The organism is Notoacmeibacter sp. MSK16QG-6, from assembly GCF_024158145.1.
Lineage (GTDB): Bacteria > Pseudomonadota > Alphaproteobacteria > Rhizobiales > Rhizobiaceae > Notoacmeibacter.
The window spans coordinates 1,288,500-1,309,066 of sequence record NZ_JAMYXM010000001.1 but is presented as its reverse complement, the minus strand read 5'-3'; the positions used below and the strand labels follow the sequence as shown (position 1 = coordinate 1,309,066).

Below are 20,567 nucleotides of genomic sequence, written 5' to 3'. Positions count from 1 at the left end.
ATCAGCCGGTCTCGCTGTCGGTGCCGGCGCTCCATTCGAGCGTGCGGGCCAGATGGTCGTAATCGCCAAGGGCCTCATCTTGCCGGAACGGCAGAAGCCGCGCGACATAACCATGGGCAGGATCGCGATAGAACAGCATTTGTTCGACCAGCCGCTCCCAGGCCTGATCGGCCAGATCGGATGCGCTCACAACCTGTTTTTTGTTTTGCGCCAACGCGCTTTTTGGGGTGACTTCTCCCTTCACGGCGAGCTTGATGTAGAGAAGATCGGCAGGATCTTTTGCGCCGGGACCCGCAAAAGCGCCTCGCTGGAGTAGCGCCGCTTCGAGCGGCAATTGCGAGGCGGTCAGGGCGCGGACTTCGGCGGCAGAAGGCGGCTCTCCGGTCTTGTAATCGATCAGATCGGCGCCGCCTGACAGCATTTCATCGATCCGGTCGGCTGTGCCGCGTAAGGTGCAACCGGTATCGTCGATTGCCGTCTCGGCTGCCTTCGCCTCGACATGGGAGCGGACGATGCGGCCCTGCCGTTCCGTCTCAAGCGCTAGCACATGCGGCACCATCGCCATAAATCTCGGCCACCAGACAGCGTGGATGTCGTCCGGCAGATTTTCGGCGGCGAAAAGCTTTCGACCAATGGCTTCGAGATGCGCGGCCGCTTCTTTGGCGGACAGGTCGATTCCCGCTTTGACGAAGGTTTCGAGAATGGCGTGAAAAAGGGTGCCCCGGTCGCGGGCATCGTGATCGCGCATCAACTCGGGCAATGGCCGCAATCCAAGGATACGTTCCGCGTAGATCGCATAAGGGTCACGGCGCAGCCGTTCGATCTGCGTCACGGAAAAAGCTGTCGGCCGGTCCTCGATCGGTGGGATCGGGCAAGGCCGCCGGGCCAGCGGCACGAGCGCGGCGCGGTCGAGTTCGCTGCCCCAGCTCAAATAGGTTGCGCCACGTTGGCGCATAGCATCGGTCGCATCGCTGCCTGCCAGAACAGTCAGCCTTTGCAGCCAGCGCGATGACACGGTGGGTGCGCCATCGGCTTTGGCCGACCGTGAGAGGATCACGGTCGGATGACCCATCGCCTGCTGAAAATCGTGCGCCGCATAACCGATCCGACGTTCCGGTGGCAAAAGCGACAGATCGGTTTGCATGCTGCGCGATAGAAAGCGGTCCGCGCGGGCGGCGGCAGGCCAGCTTTTTTCGTTTAGCGCACCGAGAATAACGGTCTGAACCGTCTGCAGCCGGCTTTCCAACTGACCCCAGATGAAGACGCGCTGATCCGCACCGACTGCAGGTTTGACTGTCTCACCGGCCAGAAGCGCAGCAAGGACATCCGGCCATTCGTTGGGCGTAACAGATAGCTGGCTATCTTCGCCGACCAGCCGGCGAAGCTTTGCCGCCAGCATGGCGCCGTTCTCGCCGTCATACAGCACATCGAGCGCACCGCTTTTCTGTCGTCCAAGGGCTTCGAAAACCTGAACGGTGGCAACGAGAATGTCGTGTAAAGGGACAAACTCGTTGCCCCGAAGTTTGGTCAGCGGCTCGAAGGCCTCCTGCAGCTTGTAGCCGAGGACATCGTGGCCAAAAGGCAGACCGGCGCTGGCCCGGCGGCTGTCATAGCGTTTATCCGGCCGTTCGCGGGCATGATCTCCCCGTCGCTCTGCGATGTCGTCCAGCAGATCGTTCAGCCTTGCAACATCGGGCCTTGCCGTCGTGCCCCGCAAGTTGAGAAGTTCGAAGAATTCCGCCATTTCACGCAATTGCGCGCGCGCTTCTCCGAGCCGCAGCAGCGGGTGCTTGAGAAGAGCCAGAAGCGGCAACACCTGTCCCGGTCGAAATGCGCACTCTGCCGTTAGAAGCAAAAGCGTCGCTGGCGGCGTTGTCTCGAGCGGCGTGCCGCCGGAATCGTTCGCAATAATACCGAAACGCAGCAATTCAGATGAAACGCGACGCGCCAGCGCCCGGTCCGGGGTAATCAGCGCAGCCTGATGGTTCGGTGTCTCTATGGCGGCTCTTAGCGCAGCAGCGATCGCCATCGCTTCATCCTGCTCGCTAGCGGCTTCGATCAGCGAAACATTGTCGAGCGCGCCAGCCTTCAGCCAGCTTTCTACGGCTTCTCTCTTTTCCTTCCACCGGTCGGTAAGGGGCGCCGGTATCATGGTGAGAGAAACCAGCTTTCCGCGCGCATGAAGCGCCTCGCCACCCGCGCCGAGTGGGCGGACGTCGGCAGGGGACGTGTCGAGCGCGCGCAGCAATGTTGCGAGCGCCTGCTGCGGATGGCCGTAAAGAGCAGGTGTCACCGCAGCGGTCGACAGCAGCGACCAAGCGTCGTCGTCAACGTGACGGTCGAGGCCGGGCAGTACAATCGCGCCCCTCGGCAGCGAGGCAATGGCGGCCAGAAGCCGGCGGGTAACGGGGTTCGTTCCGGTCGAACCGGCAGCGATGACCGGACCGTTTGGCGGTGAAGCGACAAGACGCGCTGCTAGAGCATCGAGCAGCCGGTTGGTGTGGTCGGCAGGGTTGGAGAGGTCTCTCTCAGTCAGATAAGTTGGCCAGGCTTCCGTGACGATGGTCAGAAACTGCAGCGTGATCCGCCACCAGTCAGCCAATTCGTCCGGCACGATATGCTTGAAGTCGTCCCATCCAATCCCCTCGGTTTCCACCTCATCGATCAGGCGGCCGAGGTCGCTGGCGAGATAGATGGCGTCGGCCAGCGTTGCGGGGACGGGAGCGGAGGGACCGCCGCGCTGCGCAGCCTCCGCCGCGATCAGCTTTCGCCATTTCTGAACGAGAGGGGCGAGAACCAGCGTTCGGTGCATGGGGTCGGCGGGGGGCTTGAGATCGAGTGCATGGGCGCCGCCCTCCACGATGAGGCCGGCATCTTCGTCGGGATCGCCGAGCGTCCGGATAGCCGGCATCATAACGGGCCTTCCATCCGCCCGGTCCAGGAGGTGCGCCCGCAGCGACCGCGCGGCGCGGCGCGTCGGCAGGAACAGTGTTACCGAGGACAGGGCGAAGGGGTCGTCCTTGTCGAGTGGTTCGCCGGTCAGGCTCCCATCGAAAAGCGCATCGGCCAACGTTGGCAGAAATGGAAGGCCGGGATCGATGGTGAAGACCCTATCGGCCATGCTTCGCCTTTCATCGCTCATAGCATCCCATGCTTAAGGCGTGAGGGCGGCAAGAACCAGACGATAGATATTTTTCGACACGCTATCCACGGCCGGACGGTTCGTGCCAAACACGGCGGCTCAGCCTGTTGCGCGACGCAGTGCCTTGTCATTCGCGGCGGCGATGGCCGCTTCCGCCGGAGCGATGGCGTCCGGCGTGCCGACGGTAATCCAGCGCCCCTGCAGGACGGCGCCGAAGAGACGGCCATTTTCGATGGCTCTGTCGAAATAGACATTGAGCGAATGCGGCTCGGCCTTTGCGCTGGCGAAAATATGCGGTGAGACGATTGCCGCGCCGGCATAGATATAGGCTGGCAGATCGGCAGCTTCCGCCGCGCGGGCGCGCACCAGGCGGCCTTCCGGCGTCATCGCGAAATCCAGACCGCCGCTATGGCCGGTGGCGTCATCTTTGGCTGCAAGAAGTAGCGCCATGTCCATTTCGTCGGGATCGAAGCGCTCTGCCAAAAGCGAAAGCGCGGCCTCACCCTGGTCGATCCAGAACGTGTCGGAATTCAAGAGGTAGAACGGTTTGTCGTCGATCAGCGTAAGCGCCTTGACGATTCCGCCGGCGGAGTCGAGCAGACGGTCGCGCTCGTCCGAAACATAAAACGCCATATCACGTCGATCATCGAGATGATCGATGATCTGATCTGGCAGATAGTGCACATTGACGGCGCATCGCTTGACGCCGGCCTCCGCCAGCATGTCGAGGCCGCGATCGAGCAAACTGCGTCCCGCAACCTCTACAAGCGGCTTCGGGCGTGTATCGGTCAGCGGGCGCATCCGTTTGCCGAGGCCGGCTGCCAGCACGATGGCTTGATCGGGCGGCGCGATGCTCATGCGTCTCCCGCTTTCAGGCCAATGCCAGCATAGAGCTGGCGGAGCGGCGCGAGGACATCGTGTGAAAGGCTGCGCCGCAGATAGGTCTCGATTCGGGGCAGATGAGCTAGATAGCCCGGCTTGTTGTCGCGTTTGTCCAGCCGCACGAAGATGCCGGCGATCTTGCTGTTGCGCTGCGCGGCTGCAATCGCATAGGCGCTTTGGAAGCCTTCGCGATCAAAGGTCTGGCCTCGCGCCGCGCAATAGGCATCGACGATAGCCTTCTCCAGATCCGGCTGTATCGTAACCCGCGCATCCTGCGCCAGCGAGGCGACATCATAGGCGACCGGGCCGATTAGCGCGTCCTGAAAGTCGATGACGCCGACGCGGTCCAACCCTCCCTGCTCATGCCGCCAGATGATATTCGGTGAATGAAAGTCCCGGAGGACCAGGCCCTGCTCGGCCTCGGACAGCTGACGTAGCAATGCCGCCCACGCGTCATGATAGGCAGTCGCGAATGATGCGGCATCGTCATCCGGCAGACGGTAGGGCATATACCATTGCGGCAGAAGATCGATCTCTGCGCCCATGGCGCGCTGGTCGTAGTCGGTGACCTCGTAGGTGCTTCCATCTCCGAGCGTCACGCTCCGCTCGAAGGGTTGCGCATGCAGATGAGCGAGTGCTTCGGCGCAAGCGAGATAGCGTTCGGCGACCGGTTCACCCGCCGATGGACCATCGCTGCGTATACCGCCGTCGCCCAGGTGATCGACGAGAAGAAGCCCCGCGTCGAGATCGCTTTGAAGGATCGCGGGCGCTGCGAGACCCAACCGGCGCAATTCCGTTGCGACTCCGACAAAGGCGCGGACGTCTTCTGCCAGTCTTGCGACGCGGCTATAGGGCACGCCATAGGCCGGAAGCGGCGGACCGTCCGGTTGCGCCGGCGCATTCATCAGGACGGTTTCGCGATCGTCGAAACGAACCGCTTCATAGGATCGCGTCGATGCATCGCCGCAGAAGAAGCGACGCGTCGCAGCCCGGCGTCCACCAGCGTCCAGAAACGCGCGAATGGCCAAGCTTCGCGTCAGCCTTGGTTCGAACTCCGGTGCGGGGCTGAGGACAGCCTGACGGCCATCGCCATCGATCGACATATGGATGCTTAGCGCGGGCTGTGGCAGAGAACGGCCGCCCCGCTCAGGCCATTCGACCAGTGCGGCGCCATCTTCAAGCGATTCCGTCAGGCCGAGTTCGTCCAGTTCGCTCTCATCGCCAAGCCTGTAAAGATCGTAATGGGCGACCGGCAGTCGGCCGTCGTAGAACTGTACGAGCGTAAAGGTGGGGCTGGGGACGTCCAGCATATCGTCATCGGCGAGCGCCCGGATAAGCGCCCGTGCCAGAAAGGACTTGCCCGCTCCCAGATCGCCGGAGAGCGCGACCAGATCGCCAGGCGTGAGGCAAAGCGCAATATCTTCGGCAAGGCGTACGGTCGCGGCTTCGTCCGGCAGCATGAGCTTGAGCGCTGCTGGATTACGGCTCTCGTCCGTCCCGGAAATCAAAGCGGCCACGCTCATTCGGCAGCGTGTGTCATGCCGGCTGCCGAGAAAGGCAGACGGCACGTCACAGTGGTGCCCTCATCGGGGCCTGTTTCGACATAGACCTCGCCATGGTGCAGTTCGACAAGGCTTTTGACGATAGCGAGACCAAGCCCCGCGCCATGTTTCTGCCCGGCGCGGCCGCCTGTCTGAAAGCGCTTGAACACATGGGCGAGAACAGCGGGATCGACTCCAGGTCCATCGTCGCGCACAGAAAATTCGACGGCGTTGGACATCTGCCGGCATGACAGCTCTATCGTACTGCCTGCGGGAGCGTGATTGGCCGCGTTGCTGAGTAGATTGTGAAGAACTTGCCGCAGGCGCTCCGGATCGGCGTTGATCTGAGCGGGTGCATTGTCCGACACGACGGAAAGGCGAAGATCGTCCTCATCCAGGCGTGGGGCAATCGCCGTCTGGCTCTGTTCAAGAAGGGCCTGCACATCCACCTCTTCGATTTCCAACTGCATCATGCCGGCATCGACTGTCGCGAGGTCGAGAATGTCGTTCACAATCGTCAGCAATGTGGCCGATGAGGTCGAAATATGATCGATATATTCGCCTTGCATATCGGTCAGCGGCCCGGCCATGCCAGTGGCAAGAAGATCGGTGAAGCCGATAATATTGGTGAGGGGGCTGCGCAGTTCGTATGAAACATGCTGGACGAAATCGTTCTTCAGCTGATCGGCGCGCTGAAGCGCTTCGTTCTTGTCCTTGAGCGCTCGGGCTACCCTTACGGAATCGGTCTGGTCGACGAATGTCACCATGAATTGCCCAGCCGGCAGCGGCGCCGCCGTCCAGCCGAGGATCACACCGTCCGACAATTCAGTCGTACCCTGCCGGGTGGCGCGGCTTTCATCGAAACCGGTCACCAGTGAGAGCAGATCAGTCCAGGGCGTTTCGCCATGCTCGGCATCTGCCGCCGCCCGCACCGCGCTGATATGAACGCCTTCCCGGACGAGATCGGAAGGCAGGCTCCAAAGGCTTGTGAAGGCCGGGTTCGCGAGCCGGATTTTGCCGTCCGGGCCGAACACCACAACGCCTTCCGCAAGATTTTCCAGCGTCTCGCCCTGAACGCGCATTGCCTGGGTGTAACGGCTTTGCAGCGCCATCTGCTCGGTCAAATTCTCGAAAATCCATGTCACGCCGCCCTTTGGCTGCGGATTGGCGATGACCCGGATCGTCCGTCCGTCAGGCAGATGCCACCAGTGCTCCTGGCTGTCGATGGCGCGATAAGCCGAAAGGATATTGTCCTTCCAGCGCCGCCATTCCGGTTGTTCGGCCAGAACACGATCCTGCCGCAGACGGTCGAGGAGGAGCGTGTTGGAGGGCGTGCTTTCCAGAAAGGGCGTATCGAGTCCGAACAGGCTTTGAAAAGCCTGATTGTAGAAGCGGAGTTTTTCGTCGCGGTCGAAAATGGCGATTGCGGTATTCAGACGATCCAGCGTCAGGGCGTGGCTCTGCGCCATGCGCTCCAGCTCGTCCCGGAGCGCGAGGGTTTCGGTGCGGTCGACTGCCAGACCGGCTCCCCCTTCCGTTGTTCGCACGGAGGTAATATCGAGCTGTCGCTTGTCGCCCGCCACGACCAGACTCATTTCCTGTCGTGTTCGAGGTTCGGTGCCGTGCCGGCGGTTGAACATGTCGCGTGCGGCGCTGTCGAGCAGTTCGACGGGCGGTTCGGTTGGATTTTTCTCACGATCCAGCCCGGTCAACTGGCCGTAGGCGGGATTGACGTAGACCAGCGTACCATCATTGTCGCGCAGCCAAAGCGGCAAGGGCGCGGCTTCAGCCAGTTCCTGCAGAAGATGGAGCGATTTGCGGGTTTCGTCATGCTCCGCCTTCAGCGCCACATGCTCCGCCCTCATGGCTGAAACGGAAAGGAAACGCACAATGCTGTGATGCGGCGTGAGGCGGCCGATCACCTCTATCAGTGTGCCGTTGCGGCTTGCGACGATCATGTCGAAAGCCTGGCCGTTGTCGCGGAGTGCGATAATCGCCGCTTCCAGTTCGGCGGCGGTGCGCCCCGTCAGCCAGCGGCCATAGGCCAGAAAGGCCGACCGGTCATGCGGTGCGCCGCATTCGGCTGGTAAATGGCCGACAAGTTCAGCCCGTCCATCGCCCTGCCGCGGCCAGACGATAAGCCGCTGATCGCGTAGATTGAGAAGGCTTTCATTGCGTTGCAGGGCGGAGGATAGGTCTGAAACGCGATTGCGCAATTCCTCATTGAGGGCATCGGCGCGGCCACGCTCGCGGATCATCCAGAATGTCAACAGAAAGGCAGCCCCCAGCACGCCGGCCAAGACGGATGTCATGATCACATTGGCCGTCGACAGATCCGCAAGCATAGCGGCCCTTGCCGGTCCGGTTGTAACCAGAGCCGCCAGAACGGCGCCTCCTGTCACCAGGCCGCTGCCGCATGTGCCTGGCCGCCGAAGCCGCCAATTGCCGGCTGCGCGATGTCCGCCATCCTCGTATGGCACCCTTAAACCCCTCTTTATCGGCTATCGGATGACCCGCTCGCCTCTCGGCGCGAACATACGCAACACAAAGAATACAGTTTCCGGCGGGCCGCTCCGCCGAATATTTCCCCATTGCCCTTCCGGGCGCTCGGTCTGGCGCTGCCCCTGTGCCGGAACCGAACTCTGTCTCGCAGAGTCGAATCACAACATAGCCGAGCGCTGGATTCGCGGGAAGTGCAACAAAGCGCGCACAAAAGGTTAAGGCCTTTTGCGTGTTCACGCTACGCGGGCGTTTTAGGCATCGAGAGCCCCGGCAAAGGTAAGATATTTAATCAATTTTACACTGGATGCGCGCAAAGGTTGCCACTGATCGACACTCCGGAGAGCACCTCACAAATGAGACTTCATTTGAAATATGGCTTGGCCAAAATTGTTACTATCGCAACCGCTTGTGTGATGACGGTCGCACTCGGCGCGACTGCGATTGCCGTGTTTTCAAGTCTCCAGAAACAGATGGTCTCTCAGGCGGACGAACGCCATCAGATGAGTCTGCGTACGGCAGCATCCGTGATCAGTCATGAATTTGAAGGTGTGGAACTGACATTCGATGCCAATGGGGAAATCGAACGGCTTGTCATGGCCGACATTCCGGACACCTTCACCGACCACTCCCTGATCGACGAGATCGGCGTGGTGACAGGTGAAACGGTGACGATCTTCAAATGGGAAGAGGAAACCAAGGATTTCTGGCGCAAGAGCACCAATATCGTAAAGCCCGATGGAAGCCGGGCTGTCGGAACCGAGCTGGGTCAGAACGGTGCGGTCTATCCAGCCATCTTGCGCGGTGAAACCTATGAGGGCGAAGCCACGATTCTCGGAACGCCGTACTACACTGTCTATCTGCCTATCTACAGCCCGGCTGGCGACATCAGCGGCATCCTTTATACGGGCATCGAGAAGTCGGAGATCGACGGTCTGTTCGGGGAGGTCGCCTGGCCGCTGCTACTGGTCTCCGTTCTGGTTCTGATTGGCGCTGTTCTCGTGATGGCGCTTCTATCCCGCGCGCTTCTCAAGCCCATCCCGCAGCTGACCGAAGTGGCCTCGGAGATTGCCGATGGCGATCACGATGCCGATGTGCCCTATCGTGAAGCGACCAACGAGATAGGCAGGCTGGCCCGGGCGATCGAAGTTTTCCAGAAAAACGATATCAAGAAGCGGGAAGCGGAAAGCGACGCTCTTGAAGCGCGTCAGGCGAGCGAAACCGATCGCGCCCGCCGCGACGAAGAGCGGGAAGAGGCCGCCTCGGAATTGACCGGCGCGACCGTCGCTCTTGGAGAGGCGCTGCACAAGCTTGCCGACGGCGATCTGACGGTACGGGTTTCCGCCAAGCTTCCGGCAAACCTGAAGAGTCTTGGCAATGATTTCGACATGGCGGTCTCTCAGCTCGAAGAGACGATCGAAAATGTACTGCGCGGCGTCACGCAGTTGAAAACCGGCACCAACGAGATCGCCGGTGCGTCGAAAGATCTTTCCTCACGAACCGAAAGCCAGGCCACCACGCTCCAGCAGACGGCCGCGGCTGTGACGGAAATCACCGAAACGGTCAACCGCACGGCCGAGGGCGCCGTTCAGGCCGCAGATACGATGACGAAAGCCGGCGCCGAAGCTGAAAAGGGCGGTCAGGTTGTTTCGCGCGCCGTTGCCGCGATGGGCGATATCGAAAAGTCATCCAAGGAAATTTCCGAGATCATCGGGGTAATCGACGAACTGGCCTTCCAGACAAACCTGCTGGCGCTCAATGCCGGGGTGGAAGCCGCAAGAGCCGGCGAGGCTGGACGCGGCTTTGCGGTCGTCGCGTCCGAGGTCCGCGTCCTGGCGCAGCGCTGCACAGATGCGGCAAAGCAGATCAAGGACCTGATTTCGACCTCGACCGTACAGGTCGATGAAGGGGTCAAACTGGTCAACCAGACCGGCGAAGCCCTGGAGCGGATCGTCAATGGTGTGAACGAAATCAACCAGGTTGTCTCGTCCATCTCGCATTCCGCGCAGGAACAGGCGGCAGGTCTCAAGCAGGTCAACTCAGCCGTCAATGAACTGGACAACGTCACGCAGCACAACGCGGCGATGGCAGAGGAGTCCACGGCAGCGACAGACCAGTTAATGCAGCAGGCCAATGAACTGTCTCAGGAGATCACGCGCTTCAGGACCAGCCGGTCCCAGCCCGCTCGTCAAGCCGCGACGGCCGTTCGCGCCGAGCCTTCGCTGCGCGATCAGCTGAAGAAGGCGACGCCGCACGCTTTTGCGCAACGCAAGCAGGAAGCGCCCGTCGCTCCCGTAACGCTGAAGCTCGCCGCAACCGGCACCGATGACGTTGCTGATGAGTGGGACGAGTTCTGATCGTTCTTTCGCAACAATTGAAAAAGCCCGGCTCATCTGAGCCGGGCTTTCTATTTATTCGACCAGGACGATCCGATCAGTAGCGATAGTGTTCCGGCTTGTAGGGGCCTTCCGGCGAAACGCCGATATAGCTCGCCTGTTCGTCCGAAAGGCGGGTGAGTTCCGCGCTCAGCTTGGCCAGATGCAGGCGTGCGACGTGCTCGTCGAGACGTTTGGGGAGCACATAGACCTCGTTCTTGTACTGGTCTGCCTTGGTCCACAATTCGATCTGCGCCAGCACCTGATTGGTGAAGGAGGCGCTCATGACGAAGGAGGGATGGCCGGTTGCATTGCCGAGATTGAGCAGGCGGCCTTCCGAAAGCAGGATCATACGGTTGCCGCTCGGCATCTCGATCATGTCGACCTGCGGCTTGATGTTGGTCCACTTCATGTTGCGGAGGCCCGCAATCTGAATTTCATTGTCGAAATGGCCGATATTGCCGACGATAGCCATGTCCTTCATCGCGCGCATGTGTTCCACACGGATGACGTCCTTATTGCCGGTCGTGGTGATGAAGATATCGGCGGTCGGCGCGACATCTTCCAAGGTGACGACCTCGAAACCGTCCATTGCTGCCTGCAGGGCGCAGATCGGGTCGACCTCGGTCACCTTGACGCGAGCTCCAGCGCCGCGCAGCGAGGCAGCCGAGCCCTTGCCGACATCGCCATAGCCGCAAACCACAGCCACTTTGCCGGCCATCATCACGTCGGTGGCGCGCCGAATGCCGTCGACCAGCGATTCTTTGCAGCCATATTTGTTGTCGAACTTGCTCTTCGTAACGCTGTCATTGACGTTGATCGCGGGGAAGGGGAGAAGCCCTGCCTTCTGCAACTGATAGAGCCGGTTGACGCCGGTTGTCGTCTCTTCGGTCACGCCCTGAATGGCGTCGCGCTGACGGGTGAAGAAGCCGGGGCTCTGCTCCATGCGTTTCTTGATCTGCGCGAAGAGAACCTCCTCCTCTTCCGATCCCGGACTTAAAAGGACATCCTCGCCAGCCTCGGCGCGCGCGCCGAGAATAATGTACATGGAGGCATCGCCGCCATCATCGAGGATCATGTTGGACGGTTCGCCATCCGGCCAGTTGAAGATGGCGTCGGTGTAGCTCCAGTATTCTTCCAGCGTCTCGCCCTTGATGGCGAAGACCGGAATGCCGGCGGCGGCAATGGCGGCAGCGGCATGGTCCTGCGTCGAGAAAATATTGCAGGACGCCCAGCGGACCTCTGCGCCGAGCGCCGTCAGCGTCTCGATAAGAACCGCAGTCTGGATGGTCATATGCAGTGAGCCGGTGATGCGCGCGCCCAAAAGCGGCTTATCCGTACCGAACTCTTCGCGGCAGGCCATGAGACCCGGCATTTCAGTCTCTGCGATTTCGATTTCCTTGCGGCCGAAATCGGCCAGACCGATATCGGCGATGACGTAGTCTTGGGCCATGAAGCGCTCCCGAAAGATCGAAGGGGAAGTGGCGGCATTCGCACACCGTGACATGGTGCCCGCCATACCAGAGCGACGGCAGCCTCGCAACATCATATAAGGAAAAGTTTATACCCGTGGTCGTGGCTAGACCGCTTCACCGAAACGGTCGGTCACGAGGTCTTCGATGGCGTCCATGGCTTCAGCGGCCTGCGGTCCACTGGTGGAGACCGTGATGACGGCTCCGTCCGCGGCGGCCAGCATCATCAGATCGAGAATGGAGGTTCCGTCGACCTTAAGGCCATCACGTTCGACCAGAACTTCGGCGTCGAACGCCGCGACGGTCTGCACGAATTTTGCGGACGCTCGCGCGTGAAGGCCACGCTTGTTGCAGATGGTCAGCCGCTTCACGATGCCGTTGTCAGTCGCCAGTTCGTTCATTTTGCGAGGATTTGGCTGGCCACGTTGATGTATTTCTTTCCGGCCGTCTGGGCGTCTTCGAGCGCTGTCTTCATCTCGGCGCTTCCGCGCACCGAGGAAAGTTTGATCAACATGGGCAGGTTCATGCCGGCGATGACTTCGATCCGGCCCTCATCCATGACGGATATCGCCAAATTGGACGGCGTGCCGCCAAACATGTCGGTGACGATGACGACGCCGCTGCCGCTATCCGTCTGGCTGACGGCATCGATGATCTCGCGGCGGCGTTGCTCCATATCGTCTTCGGGACCGATACAGACGGTGGCGAATTTGTCTTGCGGACCGACAACATGCTCAACGGCCTGCCGAAATTCTTCGGCGAGACGGCCATGTGTCACCAGTACAAGACCGATCATGCTTGCCCTTCCCTGCCATTTCGGCGATGCAGCATTTGCCTCAACCCCGCGCGCGTGCACTTTGCCGCATTCAATCTATCTTGCCGTCCTGTGAACCGAACGCAAGCGCGAAATGACGATATTAGGGGCGAAATGCTGAAGAAGTGATCAACCCGGCACAGCAGTCGAGCAGGGCGCGCGTTCTAGCCTATGCGTCGAGCCCTTAGTGACGGGCCGGTAGATCGATGATGAAACGCGCTCCGCCAACGCCGTTCTCGGCCTCCTCGTCGACAATGTTTTCTGCCGTCAGTTGGCCGCCATGCGCTTCCACGATCTGCCTTGAGATCGAAAGGCCGAGACCGGAATTCTGTCCGAACGCCTCGCCTTCCGGCCTGTCGGTGTAGAAGCGTTCGAAAATGCGTTCGATGTTCTCGCCGCCAATGCCAGGGCCGTTGTCCTCGACCCAGATGATCACGCGGCTGCCGCGCCGGAACAGTTCGATAGCGATGTTACCGTTCCGGTCGGGCACGAAGGACCGGGCATTGCCGATGAGATTGGAGAAGACCTGGCCGAGCCGCAGATCATGGCCGGACACCACGAACGCTCTCTTGCCGCGATGATCGTCATCCATGGTCAGCGAGAGGCGGGCATTGCTATGTACCTTGGCGGTCTGCCGGTCCACCTCGACAATATCGGAGAGCAGCTTACGCAGATCGATGGGCTCGGCATCGACGCGCGCCAGTTCCGCGTCGAGTCGTGAAGCGTCCGAAATATCGGTGATCAGGCGGTCGAGCCGCCGCACATCGTGCTCGATCACCTCGAGCAGTCTTTGCCGCGAGGCTTCGTTCTTTGCAAGCGGCAGGGTCTCCACCGCGCTACGCAAGCTGGTCAGCGGGTTCTTCAACTCGTGTGCGACGTCTGCCGCGAAACGTTCGATCGCCTCGATACGGTTGTAAAGCGCTTCGGTCATGGAACGGAGCGATCCGGAAAGATGGCCGATTTCATCGCCGCGATCGGAGAAGTCCGGAATTTCCTGCCGTTCCTTCACGCCGCGCTTCACGCGCATCGCCGCAGCCGAGAGCCGACGCAACGGTTTCGCGATGGTCGACGCCAGAAGAAACGATAAAAAGATCGTCACGGCAGCGGCGACGCCGAACACGGCCAGGATGGCGGTGCGTTCGGACCGAATGATGTCATCGATATCGCCACCGATCGTGGAGAGCTGCAGGGCGCCGAGAACGGCTCGGAATCGCTGGATCGGAACCGCAACGGCGATGATCGTCTCGCCCTCGGTATTGCGGCGAACGACACTTCGCTGCTCACCGGTCAACGAGGCCGTGACCTCCGAATAGTTGGAGCCCGCCACGCCCGGCTCTTCGTGATCGAGCGAGATGTAATCGCGGCCGAACAGGCTGAGGAAATAGGCTTCCAAACGGTCGAAAATCGTCGGTACGGCCGGTTCAAGCTTCGGCAGATCGTAGCGGAGGATTTGCCCGCGGGAATAGAATTGCTGCGAATCCAGCAAAATATTGCCGTCACGGTCATAGACCCGGGCACGGGTGCGGGTCGGCGAGATCAAGCGGCGCAGCACTGGCGCGACGCGCTCCGGATTGATCGGAAAGACCAGACTGTCCAAGCCGTCGGAAGAAGGCACGATCGATTGGCCAGCCTGCAGTTCCAGCAGCTTCTCCGGGTCGATCTGCAGCGAATCCGTTTCCACTGTGGCGGATGCGGCAATCGCGCCCGCGATGATCCGCGCCTGCGTCGACAGACTTTCGACCTTCGCCTCGATCAACCCTTCCCGATACTGGTTGAGATAGAGAATGCCGACGACCAGAACGCCAAGCCCGACAAGGTTGAGGAAGAGAATTCGTCGGGCGATGGATGAGAGAACGAGATAGCGCGTCGCGCGCCTCGCAAACCGCAGACTGCTGAAGGGGAGGTTGCGCCAGTTGCGGCGACGTGGCGCAGCCATTGGTGGCGGAACGGCGCGCGCACGTGAAGAAGTCGAAGGAGCTGCGCCCTCCGCAGACGTTAGGGTCGGGGGCTGATTTCCCGGTTTAGACTTCTCTGAAGCGATAACCGACGCCATAAAGGGTCTCGATCATGTCGAACTCATCGTCGACGGCTTTGAACTTTTTGCGCAGCCGCTTGATATGGCTGTCGATCGTTCTGTCGTCGACATAGACCTGCTCATCATAGGCGGCATCCATCAGAGCGTCACGGCTTTTCACGACGCCAGGCCGCTGCGCCAGAGCATGGAGAATGAGAAACTCCGTGACAGTCAGCGTCACCGGCTCACCTTTCCATGTGCAGGTATGGCGCTCCTGATCCATGACGAGCTGGCCGCGCTCCATCGATGAGGCGGCGTCCGGGCCTGCCTTACCGGAAGCGGCGGCCTCCCTCGCTATGGCGCGGCGTAGTACCGCCTTGACCCGCTCTACCAGGAGACGCTGGCTGAACGGCTTTTTGATGAAATCGTCGGCGCCCATCTTCAGGCCGAACAGTTCATCGATCTCATCGTCCTTGGACGTCAGGAAGATAACGGGCAGGTCGGACTTCTGACGAAGCCGACGCAGTAGCTCCATTCCGTCCATGCGCGGCATCTTTATATCGAAAATGGCCAGATTGGGCGGTCGATCCTGAAGGCCGTCCAGCGCGGACGCGCCATCCGTATACGTTTCGACCTTATAGCCTTCGGATTCCAGGGCAATGGAAACGGAGGTCAGGATGTTTCGGTCGTCATCGACGAGTGCGATGGTCGTCATGTCGAACCTTTCCCTAGCGTTCATTCGGGTGTCCCGGTCTTAGCACAGACCGGCGGCATGCCGGACGAATGTGGTACAAAATGTGGCGATGAACAGAGGGGAGGCGGTCTTCTCCGCCCGACCTTGGAGCAAAGAATGGCTTCGATCGCAGCCGTTACCGACACGGCGAGCACACGCAAAGCCCTATTGCGCTAGGGTTCCGTCCCTCGAAAGGCGGCGTTAATCGATTAAGGCGTTTTCCAAAATCGCTAATCGATTAAATATTTGAAATGACCGCAAGAGTTTGTCAGTAGCGAGCGCTATCGCCGGTTTGCACTTGCAGACGCGGTATGGAGGAACGCCGCCAGCGGCTAGCAAATGGATCAGTGCAATGACGACGACCGGAACGTTCAATAAGCCGATCGATAGCCAGGGCCTGAAGGGCGCCGCATCGGTTGCGTACAATCTAAGCGAAGCCCAACTCTACGAAGAGTCGATTCGCCGCAACGAAGCAAAGATGACGAGCGGAGGTGCGCTGGTTGCGGAGACCGGCCAGCATACGGGCCGCTCGGCCAAGGACAAATTCGTTGTTCGCACGCCGGAAAACGAAGAAAAAATCTGGTGGGACAACAACAAGCCCATGTCCCCGGAAGCATTCGAGATGCTGTTCGAGGATTTCAAGGCGCATATCGTCGGCAAGGATCTATTCGTTCAGGATCTGGCGGGCGGGGCGGATGAGCGCCATCGGCTGAATGTTCGCGTCATCTCCGAATATGCCTGGCACAATCTCTTCATCCGCAATCTTCTGATCCGCCCCGACCGTAGCGATCTTGCATCTTTCGAATCGGAAATGCTGATCATCGACCTGCCGAGCTTCCGCGCCGATCCGGAGCGTTATGGCTGCCGGACCGAGACCGTGATCGCGTGCGATCTGGATCGCAAGATCGTTCTGATCGGCGGCACCTCTTACGCCGGCGAGATGAAGAAGAGCGTCTTCACCGCTCTCAATTACATCCTGCCGGAAAAGAATGTCATGCCGATGCACTGCTCTGCCAATGAAGGCCCGGCAGGCGACACGGCCGTCTTTTTCGGCCTTTCTGGCACAGGTAAGACGACGCTCTCGGCCGACCCGTCGCGCACACTGATCGGCGATGACGAGCATGGCTGGAGCGATGACGGCGTCTTCAATTTCGAGGGCGGCTGCTATGCCAAGACGATCCGTCTTTCAGAAGAAGCCGAGCCGGAAATCTACGCCACGACGCAGCGTTTCGGAACAGTGCTCGAGAATGTGGTTCTCGATGAAAACCGCGATCCCGATTTCGACGACGATTCGCTGACGGAGAACACCCGCTGCGCCTACCCGCTGCACTTCATCCCGAATGCAAGCGAGACCGGGCGGGCCGGCAATCCGAAGAATATCATCATGCTGACGGCGGACGCTTTCGGCGTGATGCCGCCCATCGCAAGACTGACGCCCGAGCAGGCCATGTACACCTTTCTTTCCGGTTATACGGCCAAGGTGGCTGGCACTGAAAAGGGCGTCACCGAGCCTGAAGCCACATTCTCCACCTGCTTCGGCGCGCCGTTCATGCCCCGTCATCCGAGTGAATACGGCAATCTGCTGCGCAAGAAGATCGCCGAACATGGCGTGACCTGCTGGCTGGTCAACACGGGCTGGACAGGCGGCGCATATGGGGTTGGCAGCCGCATGCCGATCAAGGCGACGCGCGCATTGCTGTCGGCAGCCCTGGATGGTTCGCTCAACGAGGTTGAGTTCCGTATCGATCCGTTCTTCGGCTTCGAAGTGCCGGTTTCGGTTGCGGGTGTGGACGATAATCTGCTCGTTCCACGCGGTACATGGCCCGATGCCGATGCCTATGACAAGCAGGCGGCCAAACTGGTTGAGATGTTCCGCGAAAACTTCCGGAAATTCGCCCCTCATGTCGACGACGCCGTCAACGATGCAGCGCCGACGGTGCGGATGGCCGCCGAATAGGCAAAATTCATCCTTCGGGAGGACAGGCTCGGCCCTTAAGGCCGGGCCTTTTTCTTTTGCCGGTTCTGATGCAAATAGGCGCCATGGCGCGTTCTCCGACCATCCGTTCGATTGACGATCCGCTGCGCGGCCAGCGCGGCAATGCGATCTTTCCTCACGAACTGAGCGAAAAGTTCATTGCTGCTTCCGGCCCCGGGGGCCAGAACGTCAACAAAAACGCGACCGCTGTGCAATTGCGCCTGACGCCGGCTCATGCCGGAAAGCTCGATGAGCGAACGAAGCGGCGTCTTCTGGAGCTGGCCGGCAACCGTGCCACGAAGGACGGCGAACTCGTGATCGAGGCGCAGGAGGAACGCCGGCAGGAAGCCAACCGCATCGCCGCGCGCCAGCGCCTCGCCGACCTGCTATGGGAGGCATCCGCGCCGCCCGCGAAGAAAAGGCGGCGGACACGGCCGACCAGAGGCTCCGTCGAACGCCGCCTGAAAGCGAAGACACAGCGCGGCGAAATCAAGAAGCTTCGCCAGCCGCCGCGCGGCTGAGAGACCGCTCTGACGATTGGGGCCGAGGTCCGCTTGCTTGAATTGAGCGTATCACCTTAGCCCAATACACATATTGACAGGTGAATATATAGGGTGCAACCGCTTCAGGTCCGCTTTCCGCTGCGTCGCGGAACATTGCAAAAGGGGCGTGAATGAGAAGAACACCATCCTATGCCGCATAAGACCCGAGAGCGCATTCTCTACGCCGCCCTGACGCTGTTCAAGCGCCGCGGCTATCACGCCACAGGCGTCGCGGAAATCCTGGCGCAGGCCAATGCGCCAAAAGGCTCGCTCTATCATCATTTTCCCAAGGGAAAGCCGGACCTCGCCTGTGTGGCGGTGCAATCCCTGACGGCGCGGATATTGAAGCTCTTCGAACAGGCGATTGAAGACCGTATGTCGCCCATCGAGCATCTGTCCTTTCTCTGCGACAAATGCAGCAATTGGCTGGTCCGAACCGAATTTGGGGAGGGTGTCGTCATTTCAACGCTTGGCACCGGCCTCGGCGAACCGGAGGCTCAGCTGATCGAAACTCTGCTGCGTTCCAACAGGGAGATCGTGTCCTACTATGCCGACTTCCTCAGAATGCATAAGGTCGAGCAGGCGGATGAAGTGGCCATCACGGTATTGATGACGCTGGAAGGCGCGATCGTCTATTCGCGCATTCGCAGAGACGTTGCGCCGTTCCGCGCATGTCTTGCAACGCTCGGTCCTCTGCTGCAGTCATCGGAGCCCGTTGCCGAGCTGCGCCAGGCGGCCATGTAGACCGAGACAAAGAGCGATCTGACCGAAAGCGGCCAAGCATGAAGACCCTCCCGGATGGCGTCCGCTACATACCGGAAGCCCTCGACCGGACTGCACAGACAGCGCTGTTGCAGGATGTCCGTGGGGTCGTCGCCCAAGCGCCGCTTTACACGCCTCATATGCCCAGAACCGGCAAGCCGATGAGCGTGCGCATGACCAATTGCGGCCCTCTCGGCTGGGTGACGGACAAGGAAAACGGCTATCGCTATCAGCCGACGCATCCGACGACCGGCGAGCCTTGGCCAACCATGCCGAAAAGCCTTCTCGACCTGTGGAGCAGATATGCCGAATGGACCGATCCGCCGGAGGCTTGCCTGATCAATTTTTACACCGATGCCGCCCGGATGGGGTTGCACCAGGACAGGGATGAAGAAGAGGCGCGCGCGCCGGTCCTGTCGATCTCGCTGGGTGACACGGCGATCTTTCGCGTCGGTGCGGCAGATGGCGGGCGCACATGCTCGTTCCGGCTGTCGAGCGGCGATATTGTCATTCTTGGCGGCGAGGGACGGATGGCGCGGCATGGCGTCGACCGAATAATCCCCGGTTCGTCTTCCCTGCTGAAGGGTGGCGGCCGTCTGAACCTCACCCTTCGCCGCGTAACGAAATCAGCTTAGCGTCGCTCTTCGCCTTCTCCCCTGCAGGTACTGCGTTGCACAAGGTGGTCCGCCTCCTATCTGCAGGCGCATCGAACCCTCAGAGGATTGTCCATGACCGATCTCTCCGCCTTCCCGATCACCGCGAAATGGCCGCCGGAAAACGCCGATGCGATCCAGCTCTACTCCTTTCCGACGCCGAACGGCATCAAGGTGTCGGCCATGCTGGAAGAGACGGGTCTCGACTATGAGCCGCATCTGGTCCGCCTGAATGGCGAACAGAAGAGCGAAGAATTTCTGTCGCTCAATCCGAACAATAAGATTCCGGCGATTATCGACCCGAACGGCCCGGACGGAAAGCCGCTGCCGCTGTTCGAGAGCGGCGCCATTCTCATCTATCTGGCGGACAAGGCCGGCGCTTTTTTTGGCGCGACCGAACCGGAACGCTATCACATCCTGCAATGGCTGATGTTCCAGATGGGCGGCGTCGGGCCGATGTTCGGACAATTCGGCCAGTACCGCGATGCGGAGAAGACGGATCTTGGCGAGAAAGACCCGCGCACGCGCTATACCAATGAGAGCCGTCGCCTGATGGGTGTCCTCGACGAGGCGCTGGAAGGCAAGGCCTATCTGGCCGGCGACACCTATTCCATCGCCGATATCGCGACGTGGCCCTGGGTTCGGGGCGTTCGCGATTTCTACAAGGCTGGCGACGAACTGGGCCTGACGGAGTCGGAAAACGTCACCCGCTGGCTCAATCGCTGCCTCGACCGCCCCGCCAGCCAGAAGGCGCTAACGATCCCAAGCCCGGATGGTTAGCCTCTAACCGAGAGATTTAGTAAAGCCTCCCAACGTCGAACCGACAAAACTGCCAATTTTAATCAATAGATCCTCGCTAATACCCGATCCTTCTAAGGGTATAACGTCGGCAATCGACTCGTTATCGAAAAACGTTCTGTCCTGTAAAAGTGCTATGCCTACAGAAGTTATCTGAGCTCCGCATAAGGTTGAGTCCAGCATACTAGCCTTATAGGACAGAATGCCTTCGTTCTTCATCCAGTGAAAAACGTCGGATTTCAAGTCTCGGTCTAACGAGCATTTTATCTGATCGGGATGCAGATCACGCGATAGAAGTCCGCCTTCAGCAAGTAGTGAAAGCGTTTCCCCAATGATCGCATATGATTCTTCGAGTTTATTCATTA

Annotated in this window: 16 protein-coding genes; 6 read left to right on the top strand and 10 right to left on the bottom strand. The window is 60.2% G+C overall.

Translation table 11 applies throughout. The features are described 5' to 3' along the window. Position 1 precedes the first annotated feature (1 nt). From addB to NIM86_RS06230, 4 genes are all read right to left on the bottom strand, one after another. A complete protein-coding gene (gene addB, locus NIM86_RS06245) occupies positions 2–3,121 on the bottom strand; it encodes a double-strand break repair protein AddB (protein ID WP_253380073.1) in 3,120 nt (1,039 codons plus the stop codon). Positions 3,122–3,241: 120 nt separating this feature from the next. Then, entirely contained in the window at positions 3,242–4,000 is a 759-nt protein-coding gene (locus tag NIM86_RS06240; RefSeq protein WP_253380072.1) for a nucleotidyltransferase family protein, read from the bottom strand. Continuing rightward, the gene (gene tsaE, locus NIM86_RS06235) at positions 3,997–5,547 is read right to left on the bottom strand and encodes a tRNA (adenosine(37)-N6)-threonylcarbamoyltransferase complex ATPase subunit type 1 TsaE (RefSeq protein WP_253380070.1); all 1,551 of its coding nucleotides are present in this window, start codon (positions 5,545–5,547) and stop codon (positions 3,997–3,999) included. Before tsaE ends, NIM86_RS06240 begins: the two co-directional genes overlap by 4 nt. Next, positions 5,544–7,967: an ATP-binding protein gene (locus NIM86_RS06230; RefSeq protein ID WP_253380068.1), complete on the bottom strand. Its 2,424-nt coding sequence runs from the start codon at positions 7,965–7,967 to the stop codon at positions 5,544–5,546. Before NIM86_RS06230 ends, tsaE begins: the two co-directional genes overlap by 4 nt. Before the next feature lie 453 nt (positions 7,968–8,420). Between NIM86_RS06230 and NIM86_RS06225 the strand changes: the two genes are divergently transcribed. Beyond that, positions 8,421–10,421 (top strand): methyl-accepting chemotaxis protein, encoded by a 2,001-nt coding sequence (locus tag NIM86_RS06225; protein ID WP_253380066.1) that lies wholly within the window; start codon positions 8,421–8,423, stop codon positions 10,419–10,421. Between the two features lie 76 nt (positions 10,422–10,497). Here the strand turns inward: NIM86_RS06225 and ahcY are convergent, their stop codons facing one another. From ahcY to NIM86_RS06200, 5 genes are all read right to left on the bottom strand, one after another. Beyond that, entirely contained in the window at positions 10,498–11,892 is a 1,395-nt protein-coding gene (gene ahcY / locus NIM86_RS06220) for an adenosylhomocysteinase (protein ID WP_253380064.1), read from the bottom strand. Positions 11,893–12,018: 126 nt separating this feature from the next. Next, positions 12,019–12,312, bottom strand: a complete 294-nt coding sequence (locus tag NIM86_RS06215; protein WP_253380063.1) for an HPr family phosphocarrier protein — start codon at positions 12,310–12,312, stop codon at positions 12,019–12,021. After that, complete coding sequence (locus NIM86_RS06210; protein WP_253380061.1) at positions 12,309–12,707, bottom strand: PTS sugar transporter subunit IIA; 399 nt, start codon at positions 12,705–12,707, stop codon at positions 12,309–12,311. The genes NIM86_RS06215 and NIM86_RS06210 overlap by 4 nt, the downstream gene beginning before the upstream one ends. Before the next feature lie 202 nt (positions 12,708–12,909). Beyond that, a complete protein-coding gene (locus NIM86_RS06205; protein ID WP_305884453.1) occupies positions 12,910–14,661 on the bottom strand; it encodes a stimulus-sensing domain-containing protein in 1,752 nt (583 codons plus the stop codon). An 85-nt stretch (positions 14,662–14,746) separates the two neighbouring features. Next, complete coding sequence (locus tag NIM86_RS06200) at positions 14,747–15,454, bottom strand: response regulator transcription factor (RefSeq protein ID WP_253380059.1); 708 nt, start codon at positions 15,452–15,454, stop codon at positions 14,747–14,749. Between the two features lie 370 nt (positions 15,455–15,824). On the opposite strand from NIM86_RS06200, the gene NIM86_RS06195 reads away from it, so the two are divergent. From NIM86_RS06195 to NIM86_RS06175, 5 genes are all read left to right on the top strand, one after another. Then, positions 15,825–17,429 carry a phosphoenolpyruvate carboxykinase gene (locus tag NIM86_RS06195; protein WP_253380057.1) on the top strand — a complete coding sequence of 535 codons (1,605 nt, stop codon included), beginning with the start codon at positions 15,825–15,827 and terminating at the stop codon, positions 17,427–17,429. A gap of 83 nt (positions 17,430–17,512) precedes the next feature. Beyond that, positions 17,513–17,968, top strand: a complete 456-nt coding sequence (gene arfB / locus NIM86_RS06190) for an alternative ribosome rescue aminoacyl-tRNA hydrolase ArfB (protein ID WP_253380055.1) — start codon at positions 17,513–17,515, stop codon at positions 17,966–17,968. Positions 17,969–18,139: 171 nt separating this feature from the next. After that, positions 18,140–18,733, top strand: a complete 594-nt coding sequence (locus NIM86_RS06185) for a TetR/AcrR family transcriptional regulator (protein WP_253380053.1) — start codon at positions 18,140–18,142, stop codon at positions 18,731–18,733. A gap of 38 nt (positions 18,734–18,771) precedes the next feature. Continuing rightward, entirely contained in the window at positions 18,772–19,386 is a 615-nt protein-coding gene (locus tag NIM86_RS06180) for an alpha-ketoglutarate-dependent dioxygenase AlkB (protein WP_253380051.1), read from the top strand. Between the two features lie 93 nt (positions 19,387–19,479). Continuing rightward, complete coding sequence (locus NIM86_RS06175) at positions 19,480–20,184, top strand: glutathione S-transferase family protein (RefSeq protein WP_253380050.1); 705 nt, start codon at positions 19,480–19,482, stop codon at positions 20,182–20,184. Between the two features lie 3 nt (positions 20,185–20,187). On the opposite strand, the gene NIM86_RS06170 is transcribed toward NIM86_RS06175, so the two are convergent. Next, positions 20,188–20,565: a hypothetical protein gene (locus tag NIM86_RS06170; protein WP_253380048.1), complete on the bottom strand. Its 378-nt coding sequence runs from the start codon at positions 20,563–20,565 to the stop codon at positions 20,188–20,190. Between the last annotated feature and the right edge of the window lie 2 nt (positions 20,566–20,567).